The organism is Collinsella sp. SGI.184, assembly GCF_050313415.1.
GTDB lineage: Bacteria > Actinomycetota > Coriobacteriia > Coriobacteriales > Coriobacteriaceae > Collinsella.
This window is the reverse complement of record NZ_JBNPLJ010000001.1, coordinates 55,875-76,494: the sequence shown is the minus strand read 5'-3', so window position 1 is coordinate 76,494 and position 20,620 is coordinate 55,875. Positions and strand designations below refer to the sequence as shown.

The following is a 20,620-nucleotide window of genomic DNA, read 5'->3' as shown; positions in this document are numbered from 1 at the left end:
TATCTTACCGCAGGCTTACGGAGTTCAAGAAACCACCTAATACTGGCTAGGCCTCGAGCAAACCGAGCTGAGGGACGATTTCGTTGCCAGCGGCAGTGCGGCCGAGCGAACGCGGGGCCAGATCATCCAGAACCGCCGCAAGATCCCATGGCAGCTCGTCACGGCACTCGATGTGCTCCCCCGTCACGGGATGATCGAACGCCACACGCCAGGAATGCAGGAACTGCCTAGTCAAACCCTGATCGGCACGAGCATCGCACTTGCCATAGAGTGGATCGCCCACGCAGGCGTGGTTGATATGGCGCATGTGAACGCGAATCTGATGCGTGCGGCCGGTAAACAGGTGACACTCGACAAGCGTGTAGCCGTCGTCGAAACGCGTGGAATCAAAGCGCTCAAGGACCTTAAAGGTCGTGATGGCCTGGCGCGCAAAGGGGTCATCGGAAACCGCCATCTTCACGCGGTCGCGCGTGGAGCGAGCGATACCAGTATTGATAGTGCCCTCGTCCATGGCAATGTGCCCATGAACGAGCGTAATGTAGCGACGGTCGAGCGTGCGCGTGCGGATGAGATTTTGAAGCGCACGCTGGGTGTCGTCGTCTTTAGCCGCGAGCATAAGACCCGAGGTATCGCGATCCAGACGATGCACGATGCCGGGGCGGTCCTCGCCCTGCACGGTGCCAAGATGGTCGATGCCGCAGTGATAGACCAAGGCATTCGCAAGGGTGCCGCTCTCATGACCATGCGCAGGATGGCACACCAGGCCGCGCTGCTTGGAGAGCACCATGAGATAGTCGTCCTCATAGCGAATGTCGAGCGGGATGGCCTCGGGGATCACGTCGGTCGGGTCATGCGGCTCGGGCAGGTCGACCGAGATGCGGTCACCGGAGCGTACGGCATACTTTTTAGATAGGCAGGTCTCGCCGTTGACGGCAACGGCGCCTCCCTCGATCAGATGCGCGCAGGCAGAGCGCGTGGGACAGCCATCGTTGGCGCCCAGATAGGCGTCGAGACGTTGACCGGCGCAACCGTCGGCAACGAGAATATGGATGTCGGCCATTAGCGCTCATTCCTTTCGCGAATCTTGCGGGCACGCTCCCCGCGCTGCTTAGCTTTACGTTTGGCGCGGGCCTCGTCACGGGCGTTGAGCTCGGCGGTCGCATCGACCTCGCGAGCGGCGGGACTCAAGAACATGTATCCGATGAGCGCCAGCACGACACCGGCGGTAATGCCGATATCGGCCACGTTAAAGACGGGGAAATCAATGAAGGTAGTGGCAATAAAATCAGTCACAAAGCCCATGGCCAGGCGATCGATCGCGTTGCCGATGGCGCCGCCCGCAACCATGGCCATACCCACGACCTCTAGGCGAGCGAGCTGAGGAGCACGGAGCAAGTACACGGCAATGGCGGCAATGGCCGCAAGCGCCAGCACGGCAAACGCTATGCCATGGCCCTCGCCCATGCTAAAGGCAGCTCCGATATTGCGGACAAACACAAAATCAATCACGCCGGGGATAACAGTCATATGCAGGGTATCGCCCACGGCACGAACCGCAAGCTTGGTCAGCTGGTCAACAAGCAACACAAAGAGCGCCACCCCACCAGCAACACCTAACCGCCAACGCAAAGGCGGCGTCATATCCGCACCACGACCCAAATCAATCCCCTACCCTCAAAACAATCGAATTCCATTTAACGCAAATAACCATCTTATATTGCCATACGCAGAACGCACGACATATCCACCAATGCGACAAAGGGGCTGTCCCCTTGTCCCTTCACCGGGTAGTCTTTTTGGGACGGGGCTTTTTTAGCTGCCCAGTCCAGCGCTTTCGAAGATTAAGTCCTTATTTGAGGTAGGGCAGCTAAAAAAGCCCCGTCCCAAAAAGACTACCCAACGTCTACCTATTGTCCGGCAATGAAAACGTCGCGTATTTGGTAACGATAGCGAAAACCCGCCAGAGCGAGCAAGGTGCCTAGAAGCAAGGCGGCATAGACCTTCTGGTCATGCCGCCGAAGCTGAAAGGCAGATTGCCGCTCTGGCGGGTTTGCAGCGTCAACCTGTTACGCGGTTTGGTAAAACCGCGTAACTACAAGGCATTCGCGCAGCGCTTGCAGATATGCGCGTGACCGTTGTACTCGCCGACGGTGGTGCGATAGTTCCAGCAACGGTCGCAGCACTCGCCCTCGGCGGCCTCAATAGCAACGGAAAGCTCCTCGCCCTGGGTTAGCTCAACATCGGAGACGATGTAGAACTCGGCCAGATCGACGGCCTTGTCGCCGGTCAGCAGCGCATACATCTCGGCGGGAACGACCGCCTTGACGCGGACCTGCTGGCTCTTGGTGAAGGTGCCGGCGGAGCGGGCATCCTCAAGGGCCTTGGTCACAGCGCTACGGAGCTCGAGCGAGGCCTCGAGCACGCCCTCGAACTCATTGGCCTCGTCGACCGTGATGGGCGACTTGTACCAATCGAGCAGCGCGGCGTACTTCTGGTGATCGACGCAGCCGGCGGGCGCATAGGCCATGGCCTCGTCGACCGTGTAGGACAGGATCGGCTGCAGGTCGCGCATGAGCATCGAGAAGAGCTCGGCCAGCACGGTTTGGGCGCTGCGGCGCTCGAGCGAGCCGGGCTTGTCGCAGTACAGACGGTCCTTCAGGGCGTCGAGGTACACGTTGGAAAGCTCGGTAACCACAAAGTCGTAGAGCGCACGGTAGGCGCGCGGGAACTCGTAGCTGGCGTAGGCGTCGTCGACCTCGGCCTGGACCTGGGTCAGACGGGCAACCATGAGCTTGTCGAGCGGCAGCAGGTCGGCAAAGGCGACGCCGTCGGTCTCGGGCTCAAACTGACCCTCGAGCTCGGAGAGCAGGAAGCGCAGCGTGTTGCGGAAACGACGGTAGGCATCGGACGTACGAGCAAGGATCTCGTGGTCGATGGAGACGTCGGAGCTGGTATCGACCGAGGCGACCCACAGGCGGATGATATCGGCACCCATCTCGTCGCAGACCTTGTTGGGGTCGATGACGTTGCCGAGCGACTTGGACATCTTGCGGCCCTGGCCATCGAGCGTGAAGCCCTGCGAGACGACCGCCTTGTACGGAGCGTGGCCGTTGGCACCCACCGAGGTGAGCAACGAGCTCTGGAACCAGCCGCGGTGCTGGTCGGAGCCCTCGAGGTACACATCCGCCGGGTACTCAAGCTCGGGGCGATACTCGCAGACGGCCTTCCAGGACACGCCGGAGTCCCACCACACGTCGAGGATGTCCTTATCGGCCTTGAGGTGATGGCCGCCGCACTTGGGGCAGACGCAGGCCTCGCCCAGGTAGCTCTCGGGAGCGTCGGTGAACCAGGCGTCGGAGCCCTTCTCGTGGAAGAGCTTGATGACGGCGTCGAGCGTGGCGTCGTTCATGACCTTCTCGCCGCAGTCGGCGCAGGTGTAGCTGGGGATAGGCACGCCCCAGTTGCGCTGACGGCTGATGCACCAGTCGGGACGCTGCTCGACCATGGCACCGATGCGGTTGGCCGCGTGAGCCGGATACCACTTGACGTTCTCGCGGATCTCTTTGCCAGCCTGCTCGCGCAAACCGGTCTTGTCCATCGAGACAAACCACTGGTCGGTAGCACGGAAGAGCACCGGGTGCTTGCAGCGCCAGCAATGCGGATAGCTGTGCGTGATCTTCTTCTCGAGGACCAGGGTGCCGCGCTCGCGCAGGAACTCGATGATGTGCGGATTGGCCTCGTCGGTATCCATACCGCTGAAGGGGCCACCGGTACCAAACTCCTCGCCGGTGTAGAACTTACCGTCGTCATCGACCGGCATGCAGATATCGGTGATGCCCTCCTTGAGGCAGGCGAAGTAGTCGTCGACGCCGTGGCCGGGCGAGTTGTGGACGATACCGGTACCGTCATCGACGCCGACGTAATCGGCCAGCAGCGCCACGCCCTCGACACCGTCAAAGATCGGCTGCTTGTAGTGGATGTGGTGGAAGGTCTCAGCGGGAACCACATAGGGCTTACCGTCGACCATGACCGGGGTGTACTCCCAGCCAAACTCCTCACAGCACTTGGGAGCCAGGTCCTCGAGCATAACCTCGGCACGGCCATCGTGCTCAACGGCAACATAGGCGGCGCCGGGCTTAAGGGAAACGGCCTGGTCGGAGGGGATGGTCCACGGCGTGGTCGTCCAGATAATGAAGTCAACCGGGCCGTCGAAGCTCTCGAGACCGGCAGGCTTAGTGGTCATCTCAAAGCGCACGAAGATGGACGGGCTCGTCTCGTCGGAGTACTCGATCTCGGCCTCGGCCAGCGCGGTGTGGCAGTGCTTGCACCAGTGGACGGGCTTATGACCGCGATAGATCATGCCCTTGTCGAACATGGCCTTGAAGACCTCGATGTCGGCGGCGTCATGCTGGTGATAGAGCGTTAGATACGGGTTGTCCCAGTCGCCAAGCACGCCCAGGCGACGGAAGCCGGCCTTCTGCAGCTCGATGTTCTCGACAGCGAACTTATTGCAAAGCTCGCGGATCTTAGCCGTGGAGGTCTGGTTGAACTTCTCGGTGCCGAGCTTCTCCTCGACCTTGTGCTCAATCGGCTGACCGTGGCAGTCCCAACCGGGGACATAGGGAACCTCATAGCCCTGCATCATCCAGTAACGGTTGATCATGTCCTTAGAGATCTTGTTCATGGCGTGGCCGATGTGGATCGGGCCGTTGGCATACGGAGGGCCGTCGTGCAGCACGAACTTCTTGTGACCCTTGTTCTTCTTTAGAACTTGCTCGTAGACCTTGTTGTCCTGCCAGTCCTTGAGTCGCTTGGGCTCGGACTTGGAAAGACCGGCACGCATGGGAAAACCGGTCTTGGGCAGATTCATCGTCTGCTTGTACTCGTTTGCCACGGTACCCCTTTCTTGTCATGGGCGCGCACGCCCTCTGGGCACCAAAAAAGCGCCCGTCCCTGCAAGCTGGGACGAAGCGCCACAAGACAGGCAGTCTGCCCGTAAAAGCTCTTCGCTTAACCACCCAGCTTAGATGCCCTCGCCCGCGTCGCCGCGCGCTCGCATCCGTTACTCGGCTGGCCTGTATCGACGACCATCTCGGCGATATCTACTAAGACGTGCCTGCGCGGCACGTCCGTTGGGACCGCAGCTCCGGGGTGATTTTCATCGGTCGCATGCACGGGTTCTCAGCGCTCCCCGCTCTCTGTAGCATGCGGACGGCCGACTACTCGTCCCCATCAACGCTTATGCGGAGTATGCTAGCACGTTCCGCGCCGACGAAAAACCCTCAACACTGGTTTTATACGTTCGAAATTTCTCGCGGCTGTGGACCTTCTCTAGGAGCAAAATACCTGAAAGCACTTTATCGAACGAAAGAAGGTTGCTATGCGCACGATCGGAATGAGCGACTATACCGTCGGCGAGGACTGCTTCGACGAGTTGCCCGGCGCGCTGGCCGAATACGGAGCGACCAAGGTCGCAATCATCGGTGGCAAGCGAGCACTGGCTGCAGCACTTCCCGGTATCGAAGCCGCGCTGGCAGGCACCGGCGTCGAGGTTCTGGAGACGCGCGTCTACGGCACCAACAGCACACGCGCCAATATCGCCAAGGTCGTAAACTCCCCCGCCTGCCAGGAAGCCGACGTGCTTATCGCCTGCGGCGGCGGCAAGGCACTCGACACCGTGAAGACCGCAGCTATCGAGCTCAAGAAGATCGTCTTCACGGTCCCGACGATCTGCTCCAACTGCTCCGCCGCGACCGCCATTGCCGTTGTCTACAACGACGACGGCTCGCTCGAGGGCTATTCGTACCCCAACCGACCGGCGCACATCTTCATCAACCCCAAGATCATCGCCGAGGCACCGGCAGAGTACTTCTGGGCCGGCGTAGGCGATGCCCTGTCCAAGCAGCCCGAGGTCGAGTACGCCACAAGCGCCGGAAATTTGGAGCACACCGCCGGTCTTGGCCTGGCACTCGCCCACACCTGCTCCGAGCCGCTGTTTACCTATGGCGTCCAGGGTCTTGAGGACGTGCGCCAGGACCTGTCGAGCGAGGCCGTCAAGCAGATCGCGCTCGACATCGTGGTCAACACGGGATATGTCTCGAACCTGACCAACCAGAACGATTACTACTACAACTCGAGCGTCGCACACGCGTTCTACAACGCCACTTGCAGCATTCCGCGTGAGGGCACCTACCTGCACGGCGAGGTCGTAAGCCTGGGCGTGCTGGTGCTGTTCGCCTACACGGGCGACACCGAGAACCTTGAGCGCTATGCCGCCTTTAACAAGCAGATGGGCCTGCCCGTGACGCTTGAGCAGGTCGGGCTTTCCGAGGCCGATATCCCTGCCCTGTGCAAGTACGCGCACGCCACCAACGAGTGGAAGCAGGGTAACCCCGAGCCCTTCACCGACGAGAAGTTCGCCGCCGCCATCAAGGCAGCCAACGCCTACGGCCACACCCTCCTCGCCTAACCTACCAAAAAGGGACAGGTTTATTTTGTCAGGTTTTATCTGGGCAAACGCCATCTCTAATTGGTGAAATAGTTTATCTCGACAGCAAATGGGGTAGCCATTCAAATGATGGCTACCCCATTCTTTTGCTATTCCAACATGCTCGGGTCAAATTCACTTGCGGGAATCACACGGTACCCGTGACGCAGCAGCAGGTCGACGAAGACACCGTTGCCCGCAGTGAGCGTGCCGCTAAAGGTGCCATCGTAGATGCGACCTGCACCGCACGAGGGACTACGGTCCTGTAAGATGCACGCGGCGATCTCTTCCGGCCCACCCGCCTGCTCGCACATGTCGAGTGCACGCTCAGCACCCAGGCGAAACTCACGATCGACCGAGGCGCCCTCGCGGGTACGGACCTCGCCGTTCACAATCTCGGACGGCTTGCGCGGTGTGGGCAAGCCACCAAAAACCTCGGGGCATACCAACAGGACCTCGGTTCCCGTGCGCTCACAAGCCTCGACCAGCTCGCGATGGTAATTATCGAGCCCGTTATACTTGCAGCTCTCGCCCATCAAGCAGGCACTTACCACGATCTTCATATACAACCCTTCCCAAGCAAAACGCCCCATTTGAGGTGGACACTCAAATGGGGCGAAAGCACTGCGCAACTAGTATTACTGCTGCTTTGGCATCAGCGGATTCTCACGCGTGAGGAGATTCATAAACTCCTCGCCCGTGATCGTCTCCTTCTTGTACAGATAACGAGCCAGCTCGTGGAGCTTAAACTTGTTCTCCTTCAGGATCTGCAGGGCGCGGTCGTGCGCATCCTCGATCAGCTTGGCGACAATCGCGTCCACGCGCTCGGCCGTACCGGGGGCGCAGGTGAGCGACGTATCCTGGTTAAGGTACGCGTTCTGCACGGTACCGAGCGCCATCATGCCAAACTCATCGGACATACCAAAGCGCGTCACCATGTTACGGGCGAGCTTGGTGGCCTGCTCGATATCGTTGGCGGCGCCGGTCGTCATCTCGCCAAAGATGAGCTCCTCGGCTGCACGGCCACCGCAATAGACGGCGAGCTTGTCCAGGATCTCCTGGCGCGTGGTCAGGAAGCGCTCGTCCTCCTCGACCTGCATGGTGTAGCCCAGAGCACCGCTCGTGCGCGGCACGATGGTGATCTTCGTGACCGGCGCAGAGCCCTTCTGGCGAGCGGCAACGATGGCATGACCGATCTCGTGATAAGAAACGACCTGCTTCTCGTGGTCGGACAGCACCGTGGACTTGCGCTGCTGGCCGGCGATGACGACCTCCACCGACTCCTCAAAGTCGTCCTGCGTGGCGCGCTTGCGACCCTCGCGGACGGCACGCAGGGCGCCCTCGTTGATGATGTTGGCCAGGTCGGCGCCCGAGGCACCGGGCGTGGCGCGGGCAATCGCGGTCAGATCGATCGGCGGCTGCGTCTTCACGCTCTTGGCATGCAGCTCAAGAATGTTCTTACGGCCGGTCAGGTCGGGCAGCTCAACGGGGATGCGGCGATCAAAACGACCGGGGCGCAACAGGGCCGGGTCAAGGCTGTCGGGACGGTTGGTGGCAGCGAGGACGACGATACCCTTGTGGTTATCGAAGCCGTCCATCTCGGTCAGCAGCTGGTTGAGCGTCTGCTCGCGCTCGTCGTTGCCACTAAAGCCGCCGCCGTCGCGCTTCTTGCCAATAGTATCGATCTCATCGATAAAGACGATGCACGGGGCCTTTTCCTTGGCCTGCTTAAACAGATCACGAACCTTGGCGGCGCCGCGGCCGACGAACATCTCAACAAACTCAGAGCCCGAAATACTAAAGAACGGCACACCCGCCTCGCCGGCCACAGCCTTGGCAAGCAGGGTTTTACCGGTACCCGGAGGGCCGACAAGGAGGGCACCGCGCGGCAGCTTGGCGCCAATCTCCTCGTAGCGCTGCGGCTTCTCCAGAAAGTCGACGACCTCCTTGAGGGACTCCTTGGCCTCTTCCTGGCCAGCGACATCCTTAAAGGTCACGCCCACGTCCTTGGAGGCAATCACGCGCGCGCCGGACTTGCCCAGTCCACCGCCGCCAAAACCGCCGCCGCCAAAGTTCATCGACGGGCCGTCATCACCCATGGCCTTCTTCATGCGGCGGTTGAGCCACCAGCCGATCAGGAAGAAAATCGCCATGGGAAGAATGAGGGTGAGCAGGTAGTAAGTCATCAGACCCGAGTTCTTATCGGGAACGACCGACTCAAGCGAGGCGCCAGATTCAAGCACGCGATCGGTAAAGCCCGCATCATTCGGCACACCGGTCGTCTTGTAGGCGATGTTCTCGTCCTCACCCTTCTTAGTGTAATAAATCGAGTAATCGTCCGTGTTGTACTCGACCTTATCGACGCTCTTCTTGTCGAGCGCTTTGACAAACGTCGAGTAATCGGTCTTCGTAATCTGCTGCGTGTGACCGATGTTGGGGAACAGAACGGTCGAGAGCACGAGGTAGACGACGAAGGCGATGAGCACGTAGAGGATCATATTCCGTCTACGTTTGTTGTCATCCATCTCCATCTGCTTGAACTCCATCTACTGGGGTTGATAATGCTAACTAGAATACCCAACCCGGCCGGCGATAAACCGACACCGGGCACGAAAGGACAGAGATGGCATCACTGGAAGTCGGCAAGGTTCAAATCTATACGGGCGACGGCAAGGGCAAGACGACGGCTGCGCTGGGGCTCGCGCTGCGCGCCACGGGCTATGGACTTAACGTGCTCATGCTTCAGTTTGCCAAGAAGCTGCACTGCGCCGAACATGACGCAGCTCCTCGATTGGGGCTTTGCATCGTACAAGCCGACCGCGACACGCCCGAAGCCTGTGCCGCACAGATCATGGAGCTGGCGCGCGAGCAGATTAGCCAAGTCGACGTGCTGATCTTGGATGAGCTGGGAGAAGCCATGAGACGGGGCTTTGTGACGCGCGAAGATGTCGAAGCGTTGATCGCGATGAAACCAACCACCACGGAGCTCGTGCTCACTGGCCGCGGCTTGCTGCCCCTCGCCGACCTTGCCGACCTCGTAACCGAAATGCGCCCCGTCAAACACTACTTCGACGAAGGCCTCCTAGCCCGCCAAGGCATCGAATACTAATTGATCCAAAGGGGACGGAGGAAAACGAACCATCGACATCACCACGGAGAGCAATGATCCGTTTTCCTCTGTCTCATATGGATCATTAGGCAGTGGCGCGGCCTAGCCAGTTGCCGCTGTGGTGGTAGATGGTGAACATCGTGGCCGTGATGAGCCAGGTTACGGGGTAAACCAGCAGCAGGAGCTCAAGCGACGGATCGAAAGGCATGATCGCAAACACCCAGATCACCCTGAGCACGACGGTGCCGAAAATCGTGAGAATCATGGGCTGCAAGCTCACGCCGGCACCGCGAATGGAGCCCGACGCGTTTTCGATAATCGAGAAAATCGCATAGAACGGCGCAATAAAATGGATGATGGTCGTGGTGTAGGCCGAGATCGAAGCATCGTCGACAAACAGACGCGACAGAGGACCCGAGAACACCAGCAGCACGGCAGACAGGCCACCAATGAGCATAAACGACAGCACGAGCGACGTATGGTAGCCCTTGCGCATGCGCTCGTAGTTGCGCGCGCCAAAGTTCTGTGCCGAAAACGTGGTGATCGACACGCCAAGCGCCTCGGTAACCATCCAGACAATGCCATCCAAGCGGCCCGAAAGACCCCAGGCCGTGGTGACATCGGCACCAAACGAGTTGACCGACACCTGAATCAAGACGTTGGAAATCGAATACGCAGCAGACTGAAAGCCAAGCGGCAGACCACACGAGATCATGCTCTTGCAAATACCAGGATCAATGCCGAGTTTGGAGAGTGAAAGCCGCCACGCACCCGGTGCGTGCATCATGCGAATCACGATCATCGTGGCGTTGGAGCAAATGGTCAGCGCCACCGCGATGCCGCAGCCCAGAGCCTCCATATGCAGCACGGCAACGAAGATGACATCCAGCACCACATTAACGAGGCAGCCGGAAGCGATGATCACGGCAGGTCCACGCGTGTCGCCCACGGCGCGCAGCAGTGCCGTTCCCATATTGAGCAGCAGCGCCGCAACCATGGCGGCAAAATAGCAACGAGCATAGGCCACACCCTCGGCCAATAGTTCATGCGGCGTATTCATAAGCACCAGCATGGGCTCAACGAACACTATGCCCAGAATCGAGACGACGATACCGCCCACCAGAGCGAGCGTCATGGCCGTATGGACCGAACGACTCAGTCGCTCATCATCGTGCTGGCCAAAATACTGACCCGTAATAACAGCACATCCAGCACCCACACCGACGCAAAAACCGATGCAGAGCTCCGTGAGCACCATCGTGGCCTGGATGCCGCCCAGCGCGAGCTTGCCGCCAAACTGACCGACGATATAGGTACCGATAAGCGTGTATGCCTGCTGAAAGAACGAACTAAAAAAGATGGGAACGCACAGCGAAAGCAACTGCTGCCAAATAACACCCTGTGTTACATCGATAGCCGTAGATTTCTTAGCCACACGCCCTCCCCACCAGCGCACGTCAAACAACAAAACGTCAATTTTATGACCAAAGCCGACACCAGCTTAGCACCGACCGGCGTCAACCGAAACACACGGAATCAGAGCCCGGTGCAAAATATCTGCCTAGTGATACAGTCCCGGCTGGTAGTGATACTCGTTGCTCACGTGCGGACACAACTGCCAAAAAGCGACAGCACTCGCCGCGGCCACGTTGAGCGAATCGACCCCGTGCGCCATCGGAATACGCACAGCCCGGTCACAGCCCGCGATGGTCTTGGCGCCCAGGCCGGCGCCCTCGGTGCCCATAAAGATCGCCAACCGGTCAATCTCCCGCAACGCGGGATCGTCCAACGACACCGAATCATCCGTCAATGCCATGGCGGCACACGAAAAGCCGGCATCGTGCAGCGCCGCCAGCCCATCATGCGGCCATACGCGCGCCTCGCTGCCAATGCGCGTCCAGGGCACCTGGAACACCGTGCCCATGCTCACGCGGGCCGAGCGGCGGTACAGCGGGTCACAGCAAGTGGGGCTTACCAAAATGCCATCGACATTCAACGCTGCCGCCGAGCGGAAAATCGCACCCACATTAGTATGGTCGACAATACCCTCGAGCACGCACACGCGCACCGGGCGCTCACCCGCCACCTCGACGACGCCGTCCAAGAACTCATCAACCGGAATCTGACGCGGGCGACGGAACGCCGCGAGCGCACCGCGCGTCACGTTAAAGCCCGTCAACTGCTCCATGAGCTCCATGGAGGCCACGAACACAGGAACCGGACCTGCGCCCTCGCGTACAACCAGACGCTCGAACAGCGGCATCATCTGATCGAGCCAGCGCTCACCCAAAAGAAAGCTCACCGGCTCGTATCCGGCACGCACCGCGCGCTCGATGACCTTGGCGCTCTCGGCGATAAAGATGCCCTTTTGCGGCTCCAGCACGCAGCGCAGCTCGCGCTCCGTCAGTCGCACGTAGGCGTCGAGCCGCTCATCATTAAGGGAATCGATTCGCAGCACCTCAACGGCATCAGTCATAGCAGCCAGCCCGTACCCTTCTTTACAGCACATCTATACCAAACGAGGCGACGCTAAGCGCCGCCCCATGCATTCAATCAACCCGGTGATACCGTTCACGCCAGACGATTTAAGCATCAACACGACGATATGTCACGAACTCATAATCGAGGCCTTCGTCACCCTCGCCCGCGGCAATCGTGGCAACCCCGTCGCGCCGCACAACTTCCCACGCAGGATCGACATCCAAATTGGGAAAATACGTGTCCACGGCATGGGTGCAATGGTTGTGCGTGACCTCGGCCTCCACGCAGTACGGTAGAAACTGCCGATAGACATCGCCCCCACCGATCACCCAGGCAACGGGCTCATCGGCAACCGCGGCCAAGGCCTCGTCAACGCTATGCACTACGTCGACACCCTCGGGGGCAAAGCCCTCGTCGCGTGTGAGCACAATGTTGCGACGGTTCTTGAGCGGACGCCCGCCGGGAAAACTCAGCAGGGTCTTGCGTCCCATAATGACCGGGCAACCTTTGGTGCACGCCACAAAATGGCGCATGTCGGCACGGTTGGACACGACCATGTCACCCTCGCACCCAATGCCCCAGTCATCGCACACGGCGACAATGGCAGAAAGCTTACACGTCATGCGCGTCACCTACACCGCAATGGGGATGTTCTTGACCTGCGGGCCGTGCTCATAGCCCTCAACGATCAGATCATCAGTCGTAAACGCGTAGAAATCATGCACATCGGGGTTGAGCGTTACCTTAGGAGCCGCAAACTGCGGACGCTCGATAAGCTCGCGGACGATATCGACATGACGGTCGTAAATATGGGCATCGGCGATCACATGCAGCAACTCGCCAGCGATCATATCGACCGACTGCGCGACCATCATCAGCAAAATGGCGTACTGGCACACATTCCAGTTGTTCGCGGCCAAAATGTCCTGGCTGCGCTGGTTGAGAATCATGTTGAGTGTTGGCTTATCGTCCTGCGGGCGCTGCGTGACGTTATAGGTCACGCTGTAGGCGCACGGATACAGGTGCATCTCGGACAGGTCGCTAAACACGTACGTATTGGTCATGATGCGGCGGCTGTACGGCGTGTGCTTAAGGTCGTACAGCACGCGGTCCATCTGGTCAAAGTCACCCTCGGCATAATGGCTCTTCTGCCCAATCTGATACCCATAGGCCTTTCCGATGGAACCGGTCTCGTCGGCCCACTCATCCCAAATATGGCTGTTGAGGTCATGCACGTTATTGGACTTCTTTTGATAGATCCATAGAATCTCGTCCATGGCAGATTTGAGGGCCGTACGACGCAGGGTAAGCGCCGGAAACTCCTCACGCAGGTCGTAGCGTGCCGTAACGCCAAAGTTTTTAATGGTATAGGCAGGGGTGCCGTCCTCCCACACCGGACGAACCTTTTGGCCCTCGGTAGTGGTGCCATGGTCCAGAATATCGCGGCACATGGCTACAAACTGTTGATCAGCTTTGCTCATTGACCCTCCTGTCAGTCGCCTATAAGCGATTTTTATTGTAGCCCAGGCGCGCAGCATCGAATTGCACACTTGGGGCGGCACACGCAATGCACGGCAGTACGGCACCGCATTCGTAAATGCTGCACCTTTAGCTTTTTTGACATATGCCAAAAATAGCTTGAGCGGTTTCGTATACGCGCTATCCTATTGTTGACATATGTCAGATTTGGAGAGTGTATGGCAGGAAGACGCGAAAAATTGCGCCGCGTTGGGATCATTCCCGAATATCGCGGCTTTACCCCTGACGGCCTTGCCAGCGGAGACGCCATCGACATGACGGTCGATGAGCTCGAAGTCCTACGGCTTTGCGACCTGGAAGGCTTCAATCAGGAGGCCGTCGCCCAGCAAATGGGCATCGCCCGTGCCACCGTGGCGGCCATCTGCAGCCGCGCGCATCGCAAGGTGGCAAACGCGCTGGTCAACGGGCGAGCACTTAGTATCGAGGGCGGCAATATCGCATACTCCCCTACACCTACGACGACGGCCATATGGCCAGCAAAGGAGGTCGGCACCATGAGGGTGGCAACGACGTACGACAACGGCAACATCTTTATGCACTTTGGCCGCAGCGAGCAGTTCAAAATCTATGACATCCAGGATGGCAAGGTGCTCAACGAGCAGGTCGTAGGCACCGGCGGCACTGGTCACGGCGCCCTAGCGGGTCTGCTCGCCAACGGTGGCGTCGATACGCTCATCTGCGGCGGTATCGGCGGCGGCGCCATCAACGCGCTCACCCAGGCGGGCATCACGGTCTATGCGGGCGCCCAGGGCAGCTGCGACGCCTGCGTCGAGGCCCTCATTGCCGGCACGCTCGCGCAGACCGGCGAGGCCACCTGCGACTGCCATGGGCACGACCACGAGCACGCCCACGAGCATGGCGAGGCCTGCGGCTGCCACGGCCACCACGACCATGATGGGCACGAGGGCTGCGGCTGCCACTAGTGGCAAGCACCTCAACGTCAACACGCTTCCGCGCGTGTGAAAACCTGCGAACGAACGGCGAAGGCCGCCTGGAGTACCATCCAGGCGGCCTTCGCCATACTCGACTCAACCAGTCGTTACTTTTTATTACGCATCTGCGCTTCCATCTGGCGCAGCAGGTCCATATCGGACTTGGGACCACCTGTTCCCATGCCACCCAGGCCACCCAGGCCGCCCATGCCGCCCAGGCCCATGGCATCCAGACCGGGAATATTGGGCATGCGCATCTTTTTGCCTTTTTTACCCTTCTTGCCCTTCTTGCCGCCGGCTTGCGCCTGGTTGGCCATCGAGCGCATGCGGCCCATCATCTTGTTCATCTCGCCCCACTGCTTCATAAGGCTATTGACCTCGGTGGGGGTCACGCCGGCACCCTTGGCGATGCGGGCGCGACGCTGGCCGTTGATGATGGACGGACGCAGGCGCTCCTCCTTGGTCATCGACATGATGATGGCCTCGTTCTTGTCGAAGATGCCCTCATCCAGGTTGCCGCCCATCTGGTTGAGCGCGCGCTGGCCGCCGGGAAGCATGCCCAGAATGCCCTTCATACCGCCCATCTTCTTGACGGCCTTCATCTGGTCGAGCATGTCGTTCATGGTAAAGCCCTCGCGCAGCATGCGCTCGGCAGCCTCGAGCTGCTCGGCATCGGCTGCCTCCTGGGCTTTCTCGATAATGCCGACGACATCGCCCATGCCCAAGATGCGCTTGGCCATGCGGTCGGGATAGAACGGCTCCAGCGAATCGGGCTTCTCGCCCATGCTCACGAACTTGATGGGCTTGCCGGTCACCTGGCGCACCGAAAGCGCGCCGCCGCCACGGGCATCGCCGTCGAGCTTGGAGATGATCACGCCGTCAAAGTCGGTGCGCTCGGCGAAGGTCGAGACAACGTTGACGATATCCTGGCCGGTCATGGCATCGACGACCATCAGCACCTGATCGGGCTTGACGGCCTTCTTGATGTCCACGGCCTCCTGCATCATCTGCTCGTCGATCTGCAGACGACCGGCGGTATCGACGATGACCACATCGCGCAGGTGGTCGACGGCCTCCTGGATGGCGCCCTTGGCAATATCGACCGGGTGCTCGCCGTCACCGCGAAAGACCGGCACGCCGATCTCTCCGCCAAGCGTAGCCAGCTGGTCGGCAGCGGCGGGACGGTAGACGTCGCACGCGGCGAGCAGCGGCGAGCGGCCCTGCTTCTTGAGCAGGTATGCCAGCTTTACAGCCGCCGTGGTCTTACCGGATCCCTGCAGGCCCACGAGCATAATGACGTTGGGAATGCGGTTGCTAAAGACGAGCTTGCTCTCGGTGGAGCCGAGCATCTCGGTGAGCTCGTCGAGCACGATCTTGACGACGTTTTGCGCCGGCGTCAGCGATTCCATGACCTCGGCGGTCATGCAGCGCTCCTTGGTCTTGGCGACAAACTCCTTGACGACCTTAAAGTTGACGTCGGCCTCGAGCAGCGCCATGCGAATGTCGCGCATGGCCGAGGTGATATCGGCCTCGGTCAGCTTGCCCTTGCCGCGCAGGCGGTCAAATGTGTCGTTGAGGCGATCGCTCAGAGAATCAAACACTGGTCACTCCTTAGTTGGACTCGCCCACCAGGGCGCGGCAGAAATCTTTGGCATTAAACTCCTGCAGGTCATCGACCTGCTCGCCCACGCCCACGCGCAGGATCGGGAGCTTGAGCTTCTCGGCCACGGCCATGGCGATACCGCCCTTTGCCGTGCCGTCGAGCTTAGTCATGATAATACCGTCCAGACCCAGCGCCTCATTAAACTCGAGCGCCTGGTTCAGGCCGTTTTGGCCCGTCGCGGCATCGATCACGAGGACGACCGAGACGGGCATGGGGCCGGCGGCCATATTGGCGGCGCGCTTACGCGTCACGTTGACCACCTTGGCAAGCTCGCGCATGAGCTCGGGGCTCGTGTGAAGACGACCGGCGGTGTCGATGAGCACCAGGTCGCTGCCGCGCTTATCGGCCTCGTCGAGCACGTCGTAGCAAACGCTTGCCGGGTCTGAGCCGCGGTCGCGCTTTATGACGGGGACGCCGGCGCGCTGGCCCCACACATCGAGCTGTTCGATGGCGGCAGCGCGGAAGGTATCGGCCGAGCCGATCACGACGTTCTTGCCGCGGGCGGCCATGGCGCTCGCGATCTTGCCGACCGTAGTGGTCTTGCCGGCACCGTTGATGCCCACGAACAGCACGCAGCTCGGCGTGTCGGCGAACGGATCGCGCTCGACGGGTACAAAATGCTGCTCGAGCTGCTCGGCCAGGGCCCGACGGAGTTGCGGGGCGGTCTTGAGGTTCTTCTTGGCCGCGGCATCGCGCAGGTCGTCGGAGACCTGGATGGCGACCTCGGCACCCATGTCACCCATGACGAGGGTGTCCTCTAGGTCCTCCCAAAAATCCTCGTCGACCTCGCCGCCAAAGTAAAAGACCTCGTTGAGGGCCTCGCGGCTGCGCTCAAGTCCGCGCGAGAGAGCATCGAAGAATCCCATTATGCATTCACGACCTTTCCGGTTTCGCGATCGAGTTTTTGCGAGACGACGCGACTGACGCCGTCAGCTTGCATCGAGACGCCGTAGAGGACGTCAGCGTCCTCCATAGTACGGCGCTGATGCGAGATAACCAAGAGCTGCGTATCGGAACGCAGCACGTCAAGCGCGCCGATGAGCTTGGACAGGTTGGCGTCATCGAGCGCCGCCTCGACCTCGTCCAGCACATAGAACGGCACCGTACGCGTGCGATACACGGCAAAGAGCAGGGCAAGCGCCGTCAGGCTCTTCTCGCCGCCCGACATGAGCATCATCTTGGTGATACGCTTGCCGCGCGGCTGCGCCACGACCTCGATGCCCGTCTCGGCCGGGTGCTCGGGGTCGGTCATCTCCAGATGTGCCTGGCCACCCGGGAACAGCATGGCGAAGATCTCGCGGAAGTTCGCATCGACCTTTTCGAAGGTCACCAGGAAGGCTTTACGCATCTTGCGGTCGATGGCCACGGTAATCTTGGTGAGCGCCTTGCGCGCGCTCTCCAGATCGGCCAGCTGCTCCTCGATGTAATCGGCGCGGCGCTTGAGCTGCTCGTACTCCTCCATGGCAACCTGGTTCACAGGGCCCAGGTTGTTGATCTGGCGCACGAGCTGGTTGAGCTCGCGCTCGGCGGCGTCGCGATCGGTGGGAGCAGGAAGCATGAGCGCTTCCTCAAGCACCGTGGTGCCATCGGCGGTAATGGCCTTGATGGCCGCCTCTACCTGCACCTCGAGCTTGCCGCGCGCGACCTTGAACTCGTTTTGTGTCGCCGTGGCGGCATCGACCCGCTCCTTGGCGCGGGAGACCTCGGCCTTGGCATCCTCGATGGTTTTCTTGAGCGAAGCCGAGTCTGCCTCCTCGAGTGAGGCCTGGTCACGCAGGCGCGCAGCCCAATCAGATGCACGCTCCAGCAGGGCCGAATAGCGCTCGTGCATGGGATCGACACGCAGGCGCAGCAGCTCGAGCGAGCGCGAAGCCTGACGTGTTCCGCGGATACGGCGGTCAATGCCCTCCAGGCGATGCTCCAGATCGGGCACGCGGCCCTTCAGCGAACGCAGGCGCTCGCTCGTCTGGGCCAGGCGCACCTTGGCATCGGCGAGCTTACCGGCTGCCTCGGAATCGTCACGGCGCACGCGATCGAGCTCGTCGTTGGCTTCGGCAATCTGGAGACCCAGGTCGCTTGCCTGCGCACGGGCCTCGTCGCGCGAACGGGTGAGCTCGTCAACGCGCGGGCGCGCGGCGCGAACGGCCTCGGCCGCCTGCTCGCGGCGCCTGGAGATGCGCGCACGCTCGACCTCGGCGTTGTTGGCGCTTTGCTCCAGGCGGCCAATCTCGGAGAGCAGCGAGCGGCGCTCGCCCTCAAGACGGGCGATCTCGCCGGCGGCATCACCCTCGTCGGCACGCGCCTCCTCGACGGCCGCATTGGCCTCGATAACCTGGTTCGACACATGCTCAAAAACGGCAGCCAAATCGGGCTCCAGGCCTTCGAGCTCGCGAATGCGGCGCTTCCGCTCCAGGGCACCCGAGGCCTCGCCGGCATCGAGCCCCACGCGCACCAGGCCACCAAAGCTCACGCGAGCGCCATCGGGCGTCACATAGGTCACACCGTCAACGACTGGCGCCGCCAGCGCACAAGGCAAGTCATCGACCACGTAATAGCCGCCGAGCAGTGCCTCGACAATCGGGCCATAACCGGCACGCACGGACAGGCGATCCACCAGACGCGAACCGGCAGCACCCTCGGCAGCAGCAGAGCCGCTCACACCACGCGCCACCAGCAGTGCCTCGCCCGAGGCCTTCTTTTGGTCCAAAGCCGCACGACCGGCACGCTCAAGCGTGGCGGCGTCATCAAACAACAGGGCATCGATATCGCCGGCAAGCAGCTGCTCGACCAGGCCCTCAAGCTCACGCGGCGCCTCGAGCACGTCGCCCAGACGGCCCGTTACGTCATCGCCCAATGCCCCTACCAGACGGCTCACCAACGGCGAGCTATCGGCCATACGGGCATCGAGCTTCTTTTGGCTCGCAAGCTCAGAGCGCACCTCGGACAGCTTGTTGCGCGACTCGCTCTCACGGGCGCGCAAGTCCTTCAACGCCGCGCGGGCGACCTCGGTGGCCTGGCGCGCATCGGCCTGAGCTTGGCGAGCCTGATCGAGCGCGCCGTCGAGCTCCTCGGCGCGGTCGCGACGGCTCTCGAGCGAGGCCGTGACCTCCTCGAGCTGCTCGTCAATCTGCTCCAGGCGCGAGGCGTACATGTTGTCCTCGACCTCGGCATTGCTCAACGAGTCTTTCACCTTGGCAAGCTCGAGCGCAGCCTTGTCGGCCACGCGCTGCACATCGCGTTGCTCGCGCGTAAGCTGCGAAATCTGATTGTCGAGCGCAACACGGCGCTCGTGGAGCTCGGCGGCGGCAGGGCCGGCGGCGTCAACGTCGTCCTGGGCCTGCATGTGCGCACCGGTCACTTCCTCTAGCTGGGCACGTGCATCCTCGAGCTCCTCGACCACGCGACGACGCTGATGCTCGGAGCTCGAAATCTGGCCGCGCATATCGGACAGGCGCGACACCATATTGTGGCCCTTTTCCTCGAGCAGGCGCATATCGGAGTTAATACGGCCGACCACATCTTGCATATGACGGCGCTGCTCGCCCAAGTCACCCACAAACAGGCCCTTTTCCTCGAGCATCACCTGGAGCTTCTCGAGCTCGCGCTCCTTTTCGCCCAAGCGGTACTGCGCAAGCTCCAGCTCGGCGGCACCCTCTTTGGAACGGCTCTCCAGATCGTTCCACTGCGACTGCAGCGAACGAAGCTCGTCAACGGCCAGCATCTGCGTAAGCTCGTTCGCGCGCGACGACAGCTCTTTGTACTTGCGCGCGCGATCGACCTGACGCTCCAACGGTCGCAGCTGACGGGCAATCTCCTTATTGATGTCGCGGGCACGAGTAAGGTGCTCGTCCATCGACTTAATCTTTTTGAGCGCACGCTCCTTGCGGCGCTTGTGCTTGGAAATGCCGGCAGCCTCCTCGATAAGGACGCGGCGCTCCTCGGGACGGCTCTGCAAAATGGCATCGAGCTTGCCCTGGCTGATAATGGAATGCGTATCCTTACCCAAGCCCGAATCGTGCAAAATGTCCTGGATATCCATCAGGCGGCACGGACTCGAATTGATGAGGTATTCGCTCTCGCCCGAACGATACATGCGGCGGGTGATGGCAACCTCATCAAAGTCGACAGGCAGCACATGGTCCGAGTTATCGAGCACCAGCGTGACCTCGGCAACGCCCACCGGCTTGCGCGCCGACGAGCCCGAGAAGATGACGTCCTCCATGGCCTGGCCGCGCAGCTGCTTGGCGCTCTGCTCACCCAGTACCCACAGAATCGAATCGGAGATATTCGATTTTCCCGAGCCGTTAGGACCGACGATGACGGTCAGGCCCGGCTCAAACGTCATATGGGCGCGGTCGGCAAACGACTTGAACCCTTTGAGCGTAAGGGACTTGAGATACACGGTTCCT

Annotated in this window: 15 protein-coding genes; 3 read left to right on the top strand and 12 right to left on the bottom strand. The window is 60.8% G+C overall.

The window, feature by feature from the left end:
• Positions 1-46: 46 nt before the first annotated feature.
• The 3 genes from ACQRAJ_RS00305 to ileS form a co-directional block, all read right to left on the bottom strand.
• Positions 47-1,060 carry an RluA family pseudouridine synthase gene (locus ACQRAJ_RS00305; RefSeq protein WP_427747346.1) on the bottom strand — a complete coding sequence of 338 codons (1,014 nt, stop codon included), beginning with the start codon at positions 1,058-1,060 and terminating at the stop codon, positions 47-49.
• Complete coding sequence (gene lspA / locus ACQRAJ_RS00300; protein WP_427747344.1) at positions 1,060-1,599, bottom strand: signal peptidase II; 540 nt, start codon at positions 1,597-1,599, stop codon at positions 1,060-1,062. Before lspA ends, ACQRAJ_RS00305 begins: the two co-directional genes overlap by 1 nt.
• 493 nt (positions 1,600-2,092) lie before the next feature.
• Positions 2,093-4,870 carry an isoleucine--tRNA ligase gene (ileS, locus tag ACQRAJ_RS00295; RefSeq protein ID WP_427728193.1) on the bottom strand — a complete coding sequence of 926 codons (2,778 nt, stop codon included), beginning with the start codon at positions 4,868-4,870 and terminating at the stop codon, positions 2,093-2,095.
• Positions 4,871-5,380: 510 nt separating this feature from the next.
• On the opposite strand from ileS, the gene ACQRAJ_RS00290 reads away from it, so the two are divergent.
• Positions 5,381-6,469 (top strand): iron-containing alcohol dehydrogenase family protein, encoded by a 1,089-nt coding sequence (locus ACQRAJ_RS00290; RefSeq protein ID WP_427728140.1) that lies wholly within the window; start codon positions 5,381-5,383, stop codon positions 6,467-6,469.
• Positions 6,470-6,597: 128 nt separating this feature from the next.
• On the opposite strand, the gene ACQRAJ_RS00285 is transcribed toward ACQRAJ_RS00290, so the two are convergent.
• The gene (locus tag ACQRAJ_RS00285) at positions 6,598-7,050 is read right to left on the bottom strand and encodes a DUF523 domain-containing protein (RefSeq protein WP_427728138.1); all 453 of its coding nucleotides are present in this window, start codon (positions 7,048-7,050) and stop codon (positions 6,598-6,600) included.
• 75 nt (positions 7,051-7,125) lie between these two features.
• Positions 7,126-9,018: an ATP-dependent zinc metalloprotease FtsH gene (gene ftsH / locus ACQRAJ_RS00280; RefSeq protein WP_195838531.1), complete on the bottom strand. Its 1,893-nt coding sequence runs from the start codon at positions 9,016-9,018 to the stop codon at positions 7,126-7,128.
• A 92-nt stretch (positions 9,019-9,110) separates the two neighbouring features.
• On the opposite strand from ftsH, the gene ACQRAJ_RS00275 reads away from it, so the two are divergent.
• Positions 9,111-9,596 (top strand): cob(I)yrinic acid a,c-diamide adenosyltransferase, encoded by a 486-nt coding sequence (locus ACQRAJ_RS00275; RefSeq protein WP_154515476.1) that lies wholly within the window; start codon positions 9,111-9,113, stop codon positions 9,594-9,596.
• 85 nt (positions 9,597-9,681) lie between these two features.
• Here the strand turns inward: ACQRAJ_RS00275 and ACQRAJ_RS00270 are convergent, their stop codons facing one another.
• The 4 genes from ACQRAJ_RS00270 to thyA all read right to left on the bottom strand — a co-directional run bounded on the left by ACQRAJ_RS00270 (position 9,682) and on the right by thyA (position 13,558).
• Positions 9,682-11,031: an MATE family efflux transporter gene (locus tag ACQRAJ_RS00270; RefSeq protein WP_370450570.1), complete on the bottom strand. Its 1,350-nt coding sequence runs from the start codon at positions 11,029-11,031 to the stop codon at positions 9,682-9,684.
• A gap of 126 nt (positions 11,032-11,157) precedes the next feature.
• On the bottom strand, positions 11,158-12,072 hold the full coding sequence (locus ACQRAJ_RS00265) for a TrmH family RNA methyltransferase (RefSeq protein WP_427728133.1): 915 nt from the start codon (positions 12,070-12,072) through the stop codon (positions 11,158-11,160).
• 109 nt (positions 12,073-12,181) lie between these two features.
• Positions 12,182-12,700 (bottom strand): dihydrofolate reductase, encoded by a 519-nt coding sequence (locus ACQRAJ_RS00260; protein WP_427728132.1) that lies wholly within the window; start codon positions 12,698-12,700, stop codon positions 12,182-12,184.
• Positions 12,701-12,709: 9 nt separating this feature from the next.
• Entirely contained in the window at positions 12,710-13,558 is an 849-nt protein-coding gene (gene thyA / locus ACQRAJ_RS00255; protein WP_154515464.1) for a thymidylate synthase, read from the bottom strand.
• Positions 13,559-13,774: 216 nt separating this feature from the next.
• Here thyA and ACQRAJ_RS00250 point away from each other — a divergent pair, with 216 nt between their 5' ends.
• On the top strand, positions 13,775-14,539 hold the full coding sequence (locus tag ACQRAJ_RS00250; protein WP_427747342.1) for a NifB/NifX family molybdenum-iron cluster-binding protein: 765 nt from the start codon (positions 13,775-13,777) through the stop codon (positions 14,537-14,539).
• 116 nt (positions 14,540-14,655) lie between these two features.
• Here the strand turns inward: ACQRAJ_RS00250 and ffh are convergent, their stop codons facing one another.
• The 3 genes from ffh to smc are packed head-to-tail and all read right to left on the bottom strand — an operon-like array spanning position 14,656 to position 20,613.
• Positions 14,656-16,149, bottom strand: coding sequence for a signal recognition particle protein (gene ffh / locus ACQRAJ_RS00245; RefSeq protein ID WP_427747339.1), 1,494 nt, complete (start codon positions 16,147-16,149; stop codon positions 14,656-14,658).
• 10 nt (positions 16,150-16,159) lie between these two features.
• Complete coding sequence (gene ftsY / locus ACQRAJ_RS00240) at positions 16,160-17,077, bottom strand: signal recognition particle-docking protein FtsY (protein WP_271807278.1); 918 nt, start codon at positions 17,075-17,077, stop codon at positions 16,160-16,162.
• A complete protein-coding gene (smc, locus tag ACQRAJ_RS00235; RefSeq protein ID WP_427747336.1) occupies positions 17,077-20,613 on the bottom strand; it encodes a chromosome segregation protein SMC in 3,537 nt (1,178 codons plus the stop codon). The genes ftsY and smc overlap by 1 nt, the downstream gene beginning before the upstream one ends.
• Between the last annotated feature and the right edge of the window lie 7 nt (positions 20,614-20,620).

Coding starts and splice junctions, on each gene's coding strand:
- ACQRAJ_RS00285 (WP_427728138.1), bottom strand. CDS start 7,050: ATGAAGATCGTGGTAAGTGCCTGCTTGATGGGCGAGAGCTGCAAGTAT.
- ACQRAJ_RS00265 (WP_427728133.1), bottom strand. CDS start 12,072: ATGACTGATGCCGTTGAGGTGCTGCGAATCGATTCCCTTAATGATGAG.
- ACQRAJ_RS00250 (WP_427747342.1), top strand. CDS start 13,775: ATGGCAGGAAGACGCGAAAAATTGCGCCGCGTTGGGATCATTCCCGAA.
- ACQRAJ_RS00260 (WP_427728132.1), bottom strand. CDS start 12,700: ATGACGTGTAAGCTTTCTGCCATTGTCGCCGTGTGCGATGACTGGGGC.
- thyA (WP_154515464.1), bottom strand. CDS start 13,558: ATGAGCAAAGCTGATCAACAGTTTGTAGCCATGTGCCGCGATATTCTG.
- ACQRAJ_RS00305 (WP_427747346.1), bottom strand. CDS start 1,060: ATGGCCGACATCCATATTCTCGTTGCCGACGGTTGCGCCGGTCAACGT.
- ftsH (WP_195838531.1), bottom strand. CDS start 9,018: ATGGAGATGGATGACAACAAACGTAGACGGAATATGATCCTCTACGTG.
- ACQRAJ_RS00290 (WP_427728140.1), top strand. CDS start 5,381: ATGCGCACGATCGGAATGAGCGACTATACCGTCGGCGAGGACTGCTTC.
- ftsY (WP_271807278.1), bottom strand. CDS start 17,077: ATGGGATTCTTCGATGCTCTCTCGCGCGGACTTGAGCGCAGCCGCGAG.
- ACQRAJ_RS00275 (WP_154515476.1), top strand. CDS start 9,111: ATGGCATCACTGGAAGTCGGCAAGGTTCAAATCTATACGGGCGACGGC.
- ileS (WP_427728193.1), bottom strand. CDS start 4,870: ATGAATCTGCCCAAGACCGGTTTTCCCATGCGTGCCGGTCTTTCCAAG.